The following is a 15,072-nucleotide window of genomic DNA, read 5'->3' as shown; positions in this document are numbered from 1 at the left end:
GACATGAACATCGAGAAATTCAAACCGGCGATCGTTTACGCGATCTACATCGCCGCCACGCCCGAGAAAGTCTGGCAGGCACTGACGAATGCCGAACTCAGCCGGCAGTATTTCTCCGGCAACGCGATCGAGGTCGATCTTCGCCTCGGCGGCGCCTACATCGTGCGCACGCCCGACGGCGCGCTGCACATCTCCGGCGAGGTGATCGAGTGCGATCCGTTGAAGCGGCTGACCGTCACCTTCAACGTCAACTGGCCGCAGCTCGTTGAGAAGCTCGGGCCGACGCTCGTCACCTGGGAGATCGAACCGGCCGGCGACGGCGTGAAGCTGACCTTGCTGCAATCGCATGACCGCCCGATCAGCGACGACATCCTGTCCGGCGGCCGCACCGGCTGGCCGGCGATCCTCTCCAGCCTGAAGAGCCTCGTGGAGACCGGCAAGGCCATGGTGATCCCGATGCAGCCGCCGCAGCGCATGCTGGCCGCGCTGAAGGAGTTGGGAATTCCGATGCCGTCGTGACGCGAGCGATGCGCATCGTACTCCACCGTCGTCCCGGCGAAGGCCGGGACCCATAACCACAAATGCTTGTGTTACGCGACGCTGTGGCCCCAGCGAACTCTAACCGCTTGGAGCGGTGGTAATGGGTCCCGGCCTTCGCCGGGACGACGGTGGAGAGAGCTAGCCCAGCGCCCGCAACTCCCGCCGCAGCACCTTGCCTGTCGCCGTCATCGGCAGGCTGTCGGCGAACTGCACGAAGCGCGGATATTCGTGGGCGGCGAGCTGGACCTTGACGAACTCCTGGATCTCGCGCGCCAAGGCATCGCTCGGCGCATAGCCGGGCCGCAGCACGATCCAGGCCTTGATCGATTCGGTGCGGATCGGATCGGGAATGCCGACCACCGCCGACATCGCGACCGCCGGATGCTTCATCAGCGTATGCTCGATCTCGGAGGGGCCGACGCGATAGCCGGCAGTCGTGATGACGTCGTCCTCACGGCTGACGTACCAGAAATAGCCGTCGTCATCCTGCACGCCGAGATCGCCGGTCAGCAGGAACTCGCCAGCGTATTTCTTACGCGTAGCTTCCGGATTGCGCCAGTACTCGATCATGGTGCAGGGGCACGGCTGGCGCACGCCGATGATGCCGCGCTGGCCGCGCGGCAACTCCTCGCCTCTGTCGTTGACGATGCGGACGTCGAAGCCAGGCGTGGCGCGGCCCATCGAGCCCGGCCGGATCGGAAACAGATTGGAATTGCTGCCGATCACGAGATTGCATTCGGTCTGCCCGAACACCTCATGAGCATCGATGCCGAAGGTCTCGCGCACCCAGCCGAGCAATTCGCCGCCGAGCGACTCGCCGCCGGTGAAGATGCTGCGCAGCCTGACGCCGGAGTTCTTCACACCGGCCTGCCGCATCAGCTTCAGCGCGGTCGGCGGCAGGAACACGTTGCGGATGCCGAGCTCGGCCATCATCTGCATCGCCGCCTGCGGCTCGAATTTGCGCGCGCGATGACCGACCATGGGGATGCCGTGGTACCAGAACGCGAACAGGCCGTTGATCAGGCCGCCGATCCAGGCCCAGTCGGCCGGCGTCCACATCAGGTCACCCGGTTTGGGCAGGAAGTTGTGGCACATCTCGACATTGGGCAGATGCCCGAGCACCACGCGATGCGCATGCAGCGCGCCCTTCGGATTGCCCGTGGTGCCCGAGGTGTAGATGATCAATGCGGGATCGTCGGCCGACGTGTCCACGGTGGCAAATTCCGGGGACGCCGATCGGATCGCGCTCCAGAATGACTTCGTACCGGCCGGCGTCTTGTCGCCGACGATGTAGACGCTCTTCAGCTCGGGCAGGCGATCGCGGATCTTCGCGATCTTCTCCCAGCCCGCCTCATCGGTGATGACGGCCTTGGCCGCGGAGTTCGACAGGCGGAATTCGAGCGCATCCTCGCCGAACAGCGCAAACAACGGGATCGAGATCAGCGCCGCGCGGAACGCCGCGAGATGCGCGACCGGCAATTCGAGCGATTGCGACAGGAACACCGCGACGCGGTCGCCGCGCACGAGGCCGTCGGCGGTCAGCACATTGGCGAAGCGGCGCGAGGCGTCCGCGACGTCATCGAACGAGGTGCGCGTGGTGCCGCCCTCCTCATCGACATAGACCAGCGCGAGCCGGCCCGTGCCGTCGGCATAACGGTCGCAGCACGCAGTCGCCATGTTGAAGCGCGGGGGAACGTCCCAGCGGAAGTTGCGGTAGAGTTCGTCGTAGGTCTTGGCTTCCTGAAGCATGGCCGCAGACTAGACCATCGCCGCCAGACCACAAACCCCTCCCTGAGGGGAAGCCGTCAGGCTGCCACCCGCTGCATTGCGATCTCGGCCTCGAGGCTTTCGCGGTCGCGATAGATCGACGCGACTGCGAGCACACGCCCGCCGCGCTTGTAGCGGAGCACGCAATCCCTGCCGGCGATGCTGCCGTCCACCGCGATTTCGTCCCACTGCTCGGCGTGGCCGACATAGTTGATCGGCACGTCGTAATGCTGGCTCCAGAAGAACGGCACCGCATCGAACACCTCGCGCTGCCCGAGCATATTCCGCGCGGCGGCCTGGCCCTGGCGCTCAGCCACCACCCAGTGCTCGACCCGGATCATCTCGCCGCTGTGCGGATCGGGCCAGCGCGCGATGTCGCCGGCCGCATAGATGCCGGGAACGCTGGTCTCGAGATAGGCGTCCACTGTCACGCCGCGATCGATCGCGAGCCCGGCTCCCTCCGCCAGCGCCAGCCGCGGCTTCACGCCGACACCGAGCACGACGAGGTCGGCATCAAGCATGGGCCCGCTCTTCAGCTGCGCGCGCTTGCCCTCGATCGCACTCACCGTGTCGCCGAGGTGGAAGACGACGCCATGCTCCTCGTGCAGCGCGCGAACGAAATCGCCCATCTCAGGCCCGAGCACGCGCTCCAGCGGCCGCTGTTCCAGCCCGACCACGTGAACCTCGATCTCCCTCGCGCGCAACGAGGCCGCAACCTCGAGCCCAATGAAGCTCGCGCCGATCACGACCGCGCGGCGCGCGCCGCTGGCCGAGGCGATGATCGCGCGGCAATCGTCGAGCGTGCGCAGCACGTGAACGTGGGGCTGATCCGCGCCGGGGATCGGCAGCCGCACCGGCTCCGCACCGGTCGCCAGCAGCAGCCGGTCATAGGGAAGTGCGTCGCCGCCTGCCAGCACGACATGGCGGCCGCCGGTGTCGATCGACTTGACCTCGGTCCTAAGCCTTAGATCGATCGCCGCATCGGGATAGAAACTGTCCGGCTTCAGCGGCAGCCAGTCTTCCGGGGCGCTGCCGGCGAGAAAGTCCTTTGACAGGTTCGGCCGATCTACAGGCGGCGCGGTCTCGTCGCTCAGCATGACGATGCTGCCGCGATAGTCCTGCCGTCGCAGCATCTCGGCGGCGGCAAACCCCGCCGCGCCGCCGCCGACAATCACGATCCTGCCGGGCGCATCGACCGGTCCCTTGACACGGGGTTTCGGCTGCTCGCGCTTCTCGCGCACGATGATGCGATCGCCGTCGCGCTCGACCTTCCAGACGGCGAGCGCGTTGAAGGCGGGCGCCGCGACCGCTTCACCGGTGCGAACATCAAAGCAGGCGTGATGCCAGGGGCAATGGACGGTCTCGCCCTCGACCAGGCCTTCGGCGAGCGGGCCATGGTAATGGCTGCAATGCGCGTCGATGGCGAAGATGTCCTGCCCCGAACGCACCAGCAGCACATCCTCGTCGCCGACATGGCCGAGCAACATCGTGCCCGAGAAGTCGGCGAGCGTCACGCCTTGTGTGAGATCCGGACCGGAAGGAGCTTGCTGATCGGCCATGGCCTGTCTCCAGTTTATCCAGGACTTCCACCTCGAGGGCGCCGGCGCCGGCTCTCGGCAAGCCGATCTCAGCTTCCCTGCATGTAGCGGACGGGGTTCTCCTGATCCGCCTTGAAGATATCGGCGGCCTCGGCGAACAGTGCCGCAACGGCAGCCGCCTTCAGATCAACAAACGCTTCGAAACTAAAATTGTTGCCGCCCGCCCGCAATTCGCCGAGTTGGCCGGCGTAGCAGGACACCAGCGGCTTCCCGTTACGGGTCACCGCGACATAGATGCTGATGTAGTTCTTCTGCAGCGCCACGCCGACCACGGGCCAGGCCGCCGTCTTGCCGGACTTGATCGCATAGCGAAACTGACCGTAGCCGATCATGTTCATGCGCATGCCGGCCTCGCCGGCCGGCGTTCCGGCATGAAAGTGCCGCTTGAGCGAAGGCGCGGCCTTGCGCATCAGCGCATGGACTTGTTCGAGATCCGCGGTGCGGCCGGGATCGAAGGCGAGGTAAGCTTCCAGACTGTCCGCCGCGACAAGAAACATCGGAAGCCTCCGCCGCTATCCCGCGAGCGCCGCCTTGACGAGGCCGCTGGCCTTGCCGAAATCCATCTGGCCGGCGTACTTCGCCTTCAGGGCGCCGATCACCTTACCCATGTCCTTGATCCCGGCAGCATTGGTCTCGGCGATGATGGCCGCGATCGCGGCCTTCACGTCGTCGTCGGACATCTGCTTCGGCAGGTAGGCGGAGATCACGGCGATCTCCTCGCGCTCCTGGGCGGCGAGCTCGGCACGGCCGCCCTTGTCATAGAGCTCGACCGATTCCTGGCGCTGCTTGATCATCTTCTGCAAGACGCTCAGAAGGTCGGAATCGGACAACGGCGGCTTGCCCTGCCCGCGCGCGTCGATGTCGGCGTTCTTGATGGTCGAATTGACCATGCGCAGCGTGGAGAGCTTGCGCTCGTCCTTCGCCTTCATCGCTTCCTTGACCGCAGTATTGATATCGTCGCGCAGCATCCTGGTGTCCTTAAACTGGCAATCCCCTCATGTAGGCAGTTTGCAGCGACTGGACAACCTAGTTCCGCAGCCACTGAACCAGCGCATCGGCGCAGGCCTGCGGCTGCTCCAGTTGCGGAAGGTGACCGCAATCGGGGATCACCACGAGCTTGGCCCCGGGAATGCCGTTGGCCATCTCGTCCGACAATAAATTCGGCACGGTGTTGTCGGTATCCGATGTCAGCACCAGGGTCGGGCATTTGATCCAGGCCATGCCCGGTCGTGAATCCGGCCGGCTGAGCACCGCGTTCTGCTGGCGGATGAAGGCCTCGGCGCCGACGTCCTCGCTCATGTCCTCGACGATCTTCCGGAGGCCTGCATCGCCTTGCCGCGACGGATGCACGAAGGCCGGAAACAGCTCGTCGACCACGCTCCGGTACTGACCATTCTTGGCACGCTCCATCATGCCGCGGCGGCGCGCGGTTGCTTCCGGCGTGTCAGCCCTCGCCTGGGTGCTCATCAGCGCCAGCTTCGCGACCCGCTCGGGCGCCTGCCGCATGATCTCGAACGCGATATAGCCGCCCATCGAGTGCCCGGCGAGCGCGAAGCGCGGCGGGGCCTCGGCCAGGATCCGGCGGGCAATCGCCCCCATATTGTCGTCCCGGACGTGGTTGGCGACCGTGACCGGCCCAAACCGCCACAGCGCCGGGATGACAGGGGCAAAGATCCGCGGTGAGCAGATGACGCCCGGGACGAGCAGGATCGGCATCGTGTTATCCATGCGGGAGCTCCGGACCGGGTCATTTTCGGCAAGCAAACGACCGCTTCAGGGAACTTTAGATTAAAAGGCCGGTGCGGCCTGTCAAATCGGCGGACATTGCCGTGTGAATCCGTGCCCTTTCGCTTTGACGCCGCAGGGTGCGGCGACTATTTAAAGGGCTCATGACAACCCCTGAAAACGCTCCCGCCTGGCCGGACCACAAACCGACCGCGCTCCTTGTGCTCGCCGATGGTACCGTGCTGGAAGGCTTCGGTCTCGGCGCGGAAGGCCACGCCGTCGGCGAGGTCTGCTTCAACACCGCAATGACCGGCTACGAGGAGATCCTCACCGATCCGTCCTATGCCGGCCAGATCATCACCTTCACTTTCCCGCATATCGGCAATGTCGGTACCAACGAGGAAGACATCGAGACGGTGAACATGGCCGCGACGCCAGGCGCGCGCGGCGTGATCCTGCGCTCGGCGATCACCGATCCCTCGAACTACCGCGCCACCCGCCACCTCGACCAGTGGTTGAAGGCGCGCGGCATCATCGGCCTGTCCGGCATTGATACAAGGGCGCTGACCGCGCTGATCCGCTCCAAGGGCATGCCCAACGCCGTGATCGCGCACGCCAGGAACGGCGAGTTCGACCTGCACGGCCTGAAGGAAGAGGCGCGCGAATGGCCCGGCCTCGAGGGCATGGACCTGGTGCCGATGGTCACCTCCGGCCAGCGCTTCACCTGGGATGAGACCCCCTGGGAGTGGGGCAAGGGTTTTGGCCGACAGACCACGCCGGAATTCAACGTGGTCGCGATCGACTACGGCATCAAGCGCAACATCCTGCGCCTGCTCGCCGGTGTCGGCTGCAAGGTGACCGTGGTGCCGGCGACGACGGCGGCTGAAGATATCCTGGCGATGAAGCCGGACGGCGTGTTCCTGTCGAACGGCCCCGGCGATCCCGCCGCGACCGGCAAATATGCCGTGCCGGTCATCCAGCAGGTGATCGCTTCGGGGACGCCGACCTTCGGCATCTGCCTCGGCCATCAGATGCTCGGCCTCGCCGTCGGCGCCAAGACCATGAAGATGCATCAGGGCCATCACGGCGCCAACCATCCGGTCAAGGACGAGACCACCGGCAAGGTCGAGATCACCTCGATGAACCACGGCTTTGCGGTGGACCAGGCGACGCTGCCTGCCGGCGCGACCCAGACCCATATCTCGCTGTTCGACGGCTCCAATTGCGGCATCGCGCTCGAGGGCAAGCCGGTGTTCTCGGTGCAGTACCATCCCGAGGCCTCGCCCGGCCCGCGCGACTCGCACTATCTGTTCCAGCGGTTTGCCGATCTGATGCGGAAGAAGAAGCAGGCGGCGTAGGCTTGCGCGTGTCATTGCCGGGCTTGACCCGGCAATCCATCCCTTGAAGAAAGATGGATGCCCGGATCAAGTCCGGGCATGACAGCTGTTGTGTGCGGCTAAACCCGACAGCAACAATGTGCCCTCGTATCACGTCACGGGACATGCCGACATGACCGACAGCGCCACTCGGAAGCCTACCTACGGCGTCTCCTCGCTGGAGCTGATGGCATCGATGCCGGGGCTCGACTTCGTGCGCGGCATCTTCGCCCGCACGCTGCCGGAGCCGCCGATCATGGAGAACGTCGAGCCGTTCGACTGCACCGCCGAGCCGGGCCATGTGGTGATCCACAGCATCCCTGGGCTGCGCCACTACAACCCGATCGGCTCGGTGCACGGCGGCTATGTCGCAATCCTGCTCGATTCCGCCATGGCGCTCGCGGTGCAGACCACGCTGCCGAAAGGTTCGGGCTACACCACGCTGGAGTTCAAGATCTCCTTTGTTCGCGGCATGAGCCAGGACACCGGCAAAATCCGCACCGAAGGCCGGGTGCTCAACGCCGGCCGTCGCGCCGCGACTGCCGAAGGACGCATCACCGATCAGAACGGCAAGCTGATCGCGCACGCCACCACGACCTGCATGGTGTTCGAGCTTCCCAAAAACACCTGAAGGCAATCGCGTCTTCGCGCATTGGAGGCATGACGAAGCGCGCTGGATTGGCGGCCGTGCTCTGTGATTGAGTTTCCCGGTCCGAGATCAGGCAACGTGATCCGGCCTGGAAGGAAGGAAACGCTCGATGACCTCAGCCAATCCAGACATGACCATCCGCGACATCCGCGTGACGATGCTGCGGCTGCCCTGGGCCGACGACCGCTGGCTGAAGGGCGCAGCGCTCGGCGCGACGCGCGACATCCTGATCTGCGACGTCGAGACAGCCGGCGGCATCACCGGCATGGGCTATCTGTTCGTGTTCCGCCCGGCGATGCAGTCGATCGCGGCCTGTCTCGACGAGTGCATCATCCCGCGCGTGATCGGCAAGGATGCCACCGCGATCGAGGCGATCTGGCGCGATCTGTGGACCGCGACGATGACCTATGGCCGCGGCGGCATCGCCGCGATGGCGATGTCGGCGCTCGACATCGCGCTGTGGGACGCGGTGGGAAAACGCGCCGGCCTGCCGCTGCACCGGCTATGGGGGCACTATCGCTCGGAAATTCCGATCTATGGTTCCGGCTGCTTCCGCGGCGCCGGTGGCGACGGCATGATCGAGAAGGCGCTGCATTTTGTGAAGCAGGGCTACAAGGCAATCAAGATGCAGGTCGCGCATGTTCACACGCCCGCGCAGGACCTCGACAACGTGCGCCGCATGCGCGAGGCGCTCGGGCCCGACATCGACATCATGATCGACGTCAACATGGGCTGGAGCGCCGATGTCGCCATCGAGATGGGACGCAAATTCGAGAAATACGATATCTACTGGCTGGAGGAGCCGGTGCCGGCCGATGATTTCGCCGGCTATCAGCGCATCGCGGCGGCGCTCGACATGCGCGTCGTCGGCGGCGAGACGCATTTCACGCGCTACGATCTGCGGCCGTTCTTCCTCAATCCCTGCCTGCCGATCCTGCAACCCGACCCGATGCGCGGCGGCATGACCGACCTGCGCAAGATCGCATCGCTTGCGGACACGTTCGGCATCACCATCGCGCCGCATCTGTTCCCCGAACTCAATGTGCACCTCTTGGCCTCGATCCCGAACGGCATCTGGTGCGAGAACATGGCCCTGATCGACGACCTCTGGGTCGATCCGCCGGAGATCGCCAATGGCATGATCACCGCGCCGGAACGGCCGGGGCATGGGCTCAGATTCAAGGACGAGGTACTGAAGTTCAAAATTTAGCGGGAACGATTTCCCGCCTCTCGCAACGCTGGAGAGCCGCCATGCCGGTGGTGAGTAAGAATGCCGAGCTCCTGACCATCGTCTTTCAGGACGATGGCCTGGTGCCGAACAATCCGATGCCGTTTCTGGTCTACAAGACCGCGGTCGACGTCAGCAGAAATCCCGAGGCCACAATCGAGCAACTGTTCAGCAGCAATGGCTGGGGCGCGATGTGGCGGAACGGCGTCTACGACTTCGCGCATTACCACGCCACCGTGCACGAGGTGCTGGGCGTCGCCCGCGGCAGCGCGCGCGTGCAGTTCGGCGGCGAACGCGGGCGCGCGTTCGAGATCGCAGCCGGCGACGTCGCGATCCTGCCGGCTGGCACCGGACATCAATGCCTGTCGGCGAGCGGCGACTTCGGCGTGGTCGGCGCCTATCCGCCGGGCCCGCCGATGGACCTGCAACGGCCGACGCCGGAGAACCACGCCCGGGCGCTGAAGACGATCCCGCTGGTGGCGATCCCGACCACCGATCCGGTGATGGGCAAGAGCGGGCCGCTGGTACGGCTGTGGAGGCGGTGATGCTCCAACGACCGCTGCTCCCCCTTCCCTTCTCCCCTTGTGGGAGAAGGTGGCGCGGATGAAATCCGCGACGGATGAGGGGTCTGTCTCCGCGGATAGAACCCCTCACCCGGCTTCATCTCGCTCCGCTCGATTGCGCCACCCTCTCCCACAAGGGGAGAGGGTGAAACTCAGGCCGCGTTGCTGCCTTCCTGGCGGCTTGCCTCGAACAGGAACCAGGTACGGCGCTCGGTTTCGTCGATGAAGGTTTCGAGCAGACCGGCGGTGCCGGAATCCTCGTGGTCGTCGGCGAGCTTGTGTGCCTTGCGCATCGCCGCCGCCATGTGCTTGTTGTCCTCCATCAACTCGCGCAGCATTTCGCGCGGCGGCACAAAGGCCTCGTCATTGTCCTTGATGGTCTGGTGCTTGGCGATGTCGCCGATCGACCGCAGCGTAGCGCCGCCGAGCTTGCGGACCCGCTCGGCGAGCTGGTCGGTGGTCGCGAAGATCGCGTCCGATTGTTCGTCCAGCAACAAATGGTAATCATGGAAATGCCGGCCGCTGACATGCCAGTGAAAATTCTTGGTCTTCAGGTAGAGCGCGAAGGCGTCGGCCAGAAGCGTGTTGAGCGAGGCCGAGATCGTGTCCACCGCGGCTTGCGGCAGATCGCTCGGCGTGTCGAGATCGGGCGATATCTTTTCAGTCTTGGCTTTGCTCACGTTGGACCTTCCTGTTAGGAACCCCCGTATTTCGGCGCATTGAACATTGGCCGCCGGACCGCTAACGCATCATCAGCCCACCTGTTCCTGGAAGTCAGGAACCCGTTCTGCCGGATACCGAGCGCGATGGATGAATGGATCGACTATTACGATTCCACGCATACGATTTATGCGAGTCGACTGCACCGCGACCTGCATTTCCAGGTCATCGCCAACGACATCATCGGCTACATCACCTCGCCCGGCGCCGTGGTGCTGGATTATGCCTGCGGTGAGGCGCTGTCGGCGGCGAAGGTCGCCAACGCCTGCGCCCAGCTCTATCTGGCGGAGCCTGCGCCCGGTGTGCGCGGCCGCCTGGTCGCGCGCTTTGCGCCCGACACCAAAATCCGCGTCCGCTCGCTCGACGAGCTGAAGAACATGGAGGCGGATTCGATCGACCTCGTGGTGATGAACTCGGTGGCGCAATACATGACGCCGCAGGAGCTCGACTCCGCATTCGACGTGGTCCACCGCCTGCTGAAGCCCTCGGGCCGTTTCGTGCTCGGCGATATCCTGCGGCCCGAAGTCGGCATGGCCCGAGACGTCATCGCGCTGCTGCGCTTTGCCGCGACCCATGGCTTTCTGCGCGATGCCTTGATCGGGCTCGCCTCGACCGCGCTGTCCGATTACCGGCAGCTGCGCACCAAGATCGGGCTGCAGCGCTACCGCGAGGACGAGATGATCGCGAAGCTCGCCGCCGCGGGCTTCGACGCCACGCGCGCGCCGCGCAACATCGGGCACAATCCGTGGCGGATGACGTTCGTGGCGCACCACTGATCAAAGGTTGTGCAAGATATTAGGGTTAACCAAAAGTAAACGTAGCGGCCGCTGAAATAATCAGCAATGATCCACTCGGCCCGGTGGCGGAAGCGTCGACGCGGCAGTGGTGCAACACTGTTTATCCTGGTTCAAATCCAGGCCGGGCCTCCAGCCTTCGCTGCTCACGCAGCTTCGGCTCGGCAAGCCATCTCGTGGCGAAGGCTACCGCGGCGAGCCCGCAGGGCGAAGCCGGGCGCCGGCAAGACCCTCCCCCACCCCCTGAGCACCCCCAGCCGGGCATAGGTCGAATGAGCCATTTCCCCCAGAATCGCAGTTGATTGCGCGCTTTTGGGGGTTTCGCAGGTGCGGAAACTGGTCTAAAGACCACCCGCGCGCGAGGGATCGCGCCTCCTGCGCTACAAGATGTAGCGCATGGCCCGAGGGACGCGCGACCAGCGCGCCCTTTTTTTGTGCCCAAATTCCAGTCCGCGAGAGCTGATGCCCAAAAGAACCGACATCTCCACCATCCTGATCATCGGCGCCGGTCCCATCGTGATCGGCCAAGCCTGCGAATTCGACTATTCCGGCACGCAGGCGGTGAAGGCTCTGAAGGAAGAGGGTTACCGCGTCGTCCTCGTCAATTCCAATCCGGCCACCATCATGACCGACCCGGAACTGGCGGACGCCACCTATATCGAACCGATCACCCCCGAAATCGTCGGCAAGATCATCGAGAAGGAGCGCAACGTCGTCCCGGGTGGCTTTGCGCTGTTGCCGACCATGGGCGGCCAGACCGCGCTGAACTGCGCGCTCTCGTTACGCAGGCAGGGCACGCTCGACAAGTTCGACGTCGAGATGATCGGCGCCACCGCTGACGCCATCGACAAGGCCGAAGACCGCCAGCTGTTCCGCGAGTGCATGACCAAGATCGGGCTGGAGACGCCGAAATCGCGGCTCGCCAACGCCTCGGCGCTGAAGAAATCCTACCGCGACAAATATCTTGCCGAGCGGGAGAAACTGTCCGGCGAGGCACTGGAAGAACTCGAGCGGCAGTGGACGCTTGGCGAGAACGAACGCCGCAAGCGCTATCAGGAGCACGCCTTCGGCGAGGCGTTGATGGCGCTGTCGGAGATCGGCCTGCCTGCGATCATCCGGCCCTCCTTCACCATGGGCGGCACCGGCGGCGGCATTGCCTACAACAAGGAGGAGTTCCTCGACATCATCGAGCGCGGGCTCGACGCCTCCCCGACCAACGAGGTCCTGATCGAGGAAAGCGTGCTCGGCTGGAAAGAGTACGAGATGGAGGTGGTGCGCGATAAGAAGGACAATTGCATCATCATCTGCTCGATCGAAAATCTCGATCCGATGGGCGTGCATACCGGCGATTCCATCACCATCGCGCCGGCCCTGACATTGACCGACAAGGAATACCAGGTCATGCGCGACGCCTCGCTGGCGGTGCTGCGCGAGATCGGGGTCGAGACCGGCGGCTCCAACGTCCAGTTCGGCATCAACCCGGTCGACGGCCGCATGGTCGTGATCGAGATGAATCCGCGCGTGTCGCGCTCGTCGGCGCTGGCTTCGAAGGCCACCGGCTTCCCGATCGCCAAGGTCGCGGCCAAGCTCGCGGTCGGCTACACGCTCGACGAAATCGCCAACGACATCACCGGCGGCGCCACCCCGGCCTCGTTCGAGCCGACCATCGATTACGTCGTCACCAAGATTCCGCGCTTTGCGTTCGAGAAATTCCCCGGCGCCTCCTCCACGCTGACCACGTCGATGAAGTCGGTCGGCGAAGTGATGGCGATCGGCCGCACCTTCCAGGAGAGCCTGCAGAAGGCCCTGCGCGGGCTCGAGACCGGCCTGACCGGTCTCGACGAGATCGAGATCGAAGGGCTCGGCCGCGGCGACGACAAGAACGCGATTCGCGCCGCGCTGGGCACGCCGACACCGAACCGCATCCTGCAGGTCGCGCAGGCGATGCGGCTCGGCTGGACCGACGAGGAGATCTTCAACTCCTGCAAGATCGACCCCTGGTTCCTGGCGGAGATGCGCGCCATCGTTGAGATGGAGGACAAGGTCCGCAACAACGGCCTGCCACCGAACGCGTTCGCAATGCGAACCCTGAAAGCAATGGGCTTCTCCGATGCGCGGCTCGCCGTGCTCACCGAGACCACCGAAGCCGACGTCACTGCCAAGCGCCACGCGCTCGGGGTACGCCCGGTGTTCAAGCGCATCGACACCTGCGCGGCGGAGTTCGCGTCGCCCACCGCCTACATGTATTCGACCTATGAGCGGCCGTTCGCGGGCGAGCTTGCCGACGAGAGCGCGCCCTCGGACCGCAAGAAGGTGATCATTCTCGGTGGCGGGCCTAACCGCATCGGCCAGGGCATCGAGTTCGACTATTGCTGCTGCCACGCCTGCTTCGCGCTCGAGGACGCCGGCTACGAGACCATCATGGTCAACTGCAATCCGGAGACGGTGTCGACCGACTACGACACTGCGAACCGGCTGTATTTCGAGCCGCTCACCGCCGAAGACGTGCTGGAGATCGTCGCGACCGAGCGCAAGAACGGCACGCTGCACGGCGTGATCGTGCAGTTCGGCGGCCAGACCCCGCTGAAGCTCGCCCGCGCGCTCGAAGCCGCCGAAGTGCCGATCCTCGGCACCTCGCCGGATGCGATCGACCTCGCCGAGGACCGCGACCGCTTCAAGCGCGTGCTCGACAAGCTGCGTCTCAAGCAGCCGAAGAACGGCATCGCCTATTCGGTCGAGCAGGCACGCCTGGTGGCCGCCGATCTCGATCTGCCGCTGGTGGTGCGCCCATCCTACGTGCTCGGCGGCCGCGCGATGCAGATCATCCGCGAAGAGACCCAGCTCAACGATTACCTGCTCGGCACCCTGCCGGAGCTGGTGCCCGCCGACGTCAAGGCACGCTACCCGAACGACAAGACCGGGCAGATCAACACGGTGCTCGGCAAGAACCCGCTGCTGTTCGACCGCTATCTGTCCGACGCTACCGAAGTCGACGTCGACTGCCTCTCCGACGGCAAGGACACCTTCATCGTCGGCATCATGGAGCATATCGAGGAAGCCGGCATCCACTCTGGCGACTCCGCCTGCTCGCTACCGCCGCATTCGCTCGACGCCAAGACCATCGAGGAGCTGGAGCGGCAGACCCGCGAGCTCGCGCTCGGCCTCGACGTGGTCGGCCTGATGAACGTGCAATACGCCATCAAGGACGGCGAGATCTACGTGCTCGAGGTCAACCCGCGCGCATCCCGCACCGTGCCGTTCGTCGCCAAGGTGATCGGCATGCCGGTCGCCAAGATCGCGGCGCGGATCATGGCCGGCGAAAAGCTCGCCGACTTCAAGCTGAAGAAGAAGAAGCTCGACCATGTCGGCGTGAAGGAATCTGTGTTCCCGTTCGCGCGCTTCCCCGGCGTCGACACCGTGCTCGGACCGGAGATGCGTTCGACCGGCGAAGTGATGGGCCTCGACCGCTCCTTCGAGGTCGCGTTCGCGAAGAGCCAGCTCGGCGGCGGCACGCGTGTGCCGCGGCAGGGCACGGTGTTCGTCTCGGTCCGCGGCGACGACAAGATGCGCATCGCGGATGCGGTGCGGCTGCTGCACTCGCTCGGCTTCAAGGTGATGGCAACCTCGGGCACGCAGCGCTATCTCAGCGACCATGGCGTGCCGACGGAGAAGGTGAACAAGGTGCTCGAAGGCCGTCCGCACATCGTCGACGCCATCACCAATGGCGACGTCCAGCTGGTCTTCAATACCACCGAAGGTCCGCAGGCCCTGGCTGACAGCCGTTCGCTGCGGCGGGCTGCCCTCTTGCATAAAGTGCCATATTACACCACTCTTTCAGGCGCGGTGGCGGCCGCACGGGGGATCCGGGCCTATCGGGACGGGGACCTTGAGGTCCGCACGCTTCAGAGTTACTTTTCCGAAAGCTGACCGCTGCCCGGGCTGAAGGCCCGAAGCGGTCAATTAGCCGAATGGCTGGAACTCACCGCGCGATTGGATGTTGTCACGGCCCTTAGCGGGGCCGAAAATCACTGGGCTTCCGGGCGCGTTCGCGTCCTGATTCCTGCGTTAGCTGAACTGGATATTTCGTGCACGGCCGCCGGGCGCGCACGATG

The 15,072-nt window shown here is 64.8% G+C and carries 13 protein-coding genes and 1 tRNA gene; 8 read left to right on the top strand and 6 right to left on the bottom strand.

Annotated features, from left to right (window positions below):
- Window positions 1-3 precede the first annotated feature (3 nt).
- Entirely contained in the window at window positions 4-519 is a 516-nt protein-coding gene (locus BraRD5C2_RS37360) for an SRPBCC family protein (protein WP_223977125.1), read from the top strand.
- A gap of 159 nt (window positions 520-678) precedes the next feature.
- Here the strand turns inward: BraRD5C2_RS37360 and BraRD5C2_RS37355 are convergent, their stop codons facing one another.
- The 5 genes from BraRD5C2_RS37355 to BraRD5C2_RS37335 all read right to left on the bottom strand — a co-directional run bounded on the left by BraRD5C2_RS37355 (window position 679) and on the right by BraRD5C2_RS37335 (window position 5,633).
- Window positions 679-2,289 (bottom strand): acyl-CoA synthetase, encoded by a 1,611-nt coding sequence (locus BraRD5C2_RS37355; RefSeq protein ID WP_223977122.1) that lies wholly within the window; start codon window positions 2,287-2,289, stop codon window positions 679-681.
- A gap of 56 nt (window positions 2,290-2,345) precedes the next feature.
- Window positions 2,346-3,866, bottom strand: coding sequence for an FAD-dependent oxidoreductase (locus BraRD5C2_RS37350; protein ID WP_223977119.1), 1,521 nt, complete (start codon window positions 3,864-3,866; stop codon window positions 2,346-2,348).
- Between the two features lie 68 nt (window positions 3,867-3,934).
- A complete protein-coding gene (locus BraRD5C2_RS37345) occupies window positions 3,935-4,402 on the bottom strand; it encodes a DUF1801 domain-containing protein (RefSeq protein WP_223977115.1) in 468 nt (155 codons plus the stop codon).
- 15 nt (window positions 4,403-4,417) lie between these two features.
- The gene (locus tag BraRD5C2_RS37340; protein ID WP_223977112.1) at window positions 4,418-4,873 is read right to left on the bottom strand and encodes a GatB/YqeY domain-containing protein; all 456 of its coding nucleotides are present in this window, start codon (window positions 4,871-4,873) and stop codon (window positions 4,418-4,420) included.
- Between the two features lie 58 nt (window positions 4,874-4,931).
- Window positions 4,932-5,633: an alpha/beta fold hydrolase gene (locus BraRD5C2_RS37335; RefSeq protein ID WP_223977109.1), complete on the bottom strand. Its 702-nt coding sequence runs from the start codon at window positions 5,631-5,633 to the stop codon at window positions 4,932-4,934.
- A 161-nt stretch (window positions 5,634-5,794) separates the two neighbouring features.
- Here BraRD5C2_RS37335 and carA point away from each other — a divergent pair, with 161 nt between their 5' ends.
- The 4 genes from carA (at window position 5,795) to BraRD5C2_RS37315 (ending at window position 9,428) form a co-directional block, all read left to right on the top strand.
- A complete protein-coding gene (gene carA, locus BraRD5C2_RS37330) occupies window positions 5,795-6,988 on the top strand; it encodes a glutamine-hydrolyzing carbamoyl-phosphate synthase small subunit (protein WP_223977107.1) in 1,194 nt (397 codons plus the stop codon).
- A 151-nt stretch (window positions 6,989-7,139) separates the two neighbouring features.
- Window positions 7,140-7,637, top strand: a complete 498-nt coding sequence (locus tag BraRD5C2_RS37325) for a PaaI family thioesterase (RefSeq protein WP_223977105.1) — start codon at window positions 7,140-7,142, stop codon at window positions 7,635-7,637.
- A 127-nt stretch (window positions 7,638-7,764) separates the two neighbouring features.
- The gene (locus tag BraRD5C2_RS37320) at window positions 7,765-8,865 is read left to right on the top strand and encodes a mandelate racemase/muconate lactonizing enzyme family protein (protein WP_223977102.1); all 1,101 of its coding nucleotides are present in this window, start codon (window positions 7,765-7,767) and stop codon (window positions 8,863-8,865) included.
- Between the two features lie 41 nt (window positions 8,866-8,906).
- Entirely contained in the window at window positions 8,907-9,428 is a 522-nt protein-coding gene (locus tag BraRD5C2_RS37315; RefSeq protein ID WP_223977099.1) for a hypothetical protein, read from the top strand.
- A gap of 170 nt (window positions 9,429-9,598) precedes the next feature.
- Here BraRD5C2_RS37315 and BraRD5C2_RS37310 read toward each other — a convergent pair whose 3' ends face one another.
- The gene (locus tag BraRD5C2_RS37310; RefSeq protein WP_223977097.1) at window positions 9,599-10,126 is read right to left on the bottom strand and encodes a Dps family protein; all 528 of its coding nucleotides are present in this window, start codon (window positions 10,124-10,126) and stop codon (window positions 9,599-9,601) included.
- Between the two features lie 126 nt (window positions 10,127-10,252).
- On the opposite strand from BraRD5C2_RS37310, the gene BraRD5C2_RS37305 reads away from it, so the two are divergent.
- The 3 genes from BraRD5C2_RS37305 (at window position 10,253) to carB (ending at window position 14,887) form a co-directional block, all read left to right on the top strand.
- Window positions 10,253-10,942, top strand: a complete 690-nt coding sequence (locus BraRD5C2_RS37305) for a class I SAM-dependent methyltransferase (RefSeq protein ID WP_223977096.1) — start codon at window positions 10,253-10,255, stop codon at window positions 10,940-10,942.
- A 77-nt stretch (window positions 10,943-11,019) separates the two neighbouring features.
- Window positions 11,020-11,095: transfer RNA gene (locus BraRD5C2_RS37300), tRNA-OTHER, on the top strand.
- A gap of 327 nt (window positions 11,096-11,422) precedes the next feature.
- Window positions 11,423-14,887, top strand: coding sequence for a carbamoyl-phosphate synthase large subunit (gene carB, locus BraRD5C2_RS37295; RefSeq protein ID WP_223977094.1), 3,465 nt, complete (start codon window positions 11,423-11,425; stop codon window positions 14,885-14,887).
- Window positions 14,888-15,072 lie beyond the last annotated feature (185 nt).

The organism is Bradyrhizobium sp. RD5-C2 (assembly GCF_019972155.1).
Taxonomy (GTDB): Bacteria; Pseudomonadota; Alphaproteobacteria; order Rhizobiales; family Xanthobacteraceae; genus Bradyrhizobium.
The sequence above is the reverse complement of the archived record's forward strand: the minus strand, read 5'-3'. Positions and strand labels throughout refer to the sequence as shown.